General features: G+C 68.4%; 1 protein-coding gene. It reads left to right on the top strand.

Translation table 11 applies throughout. The annotated features are described in order from the left end of the window. The coding region (locus SB660_RS19415; RefSeq protein WP_410583873.1) for a disulfide bond formation protein B at positions 1–342 on the top strand (342 nt) is incomplete at both ends.

Below are 342 nucleotides of genomic sequence, written 5' to 3'. Positions count from 1 at the left end.
CCCGGGTCGCGCCGCCGCCTCGTGCGCCGGTGCCGAACGTGACGAAAACCCCGGCCGATGCCGGGGTTTTTGTTTGTGGACTGGGGCGCGATAATCGGTGCTCATCCGCTGCCGACACTCCCATGTCTCCTGCCCGCTGGTCGTTCCGTGCGCTGTTCCTGACGTCCGCCATCGTGTGCTTCGCACTGATCGGCTTCGCGATCTATTCGCAGCTGGCGTGGGGGCTCGAGCCGTGTCCGCTGTGCATCTTCCAGCGCCTGGCATTCGCGGCCCTCGGTGTCGTGCTGTTGATCGGCGGCTTGCATGCGCCGCGCGGCGTGACGGGCCGGCGCGTCTACGGCC

Origin of the sequence: Bacillus sp. SIMBA_005 (assembly GCF_046535585.1) — a bacterium.
GTDB classification, from domain to species: Bacteria; Bacillota; Bacilli; order Bacillales; family Bacillaceae; genus Bacillus; species Bacillus pumilus.
Note: the sequence above shows the minus strand (reverse complement) of the source record. Positions and strands in the feature narration are given on the sequence as shown.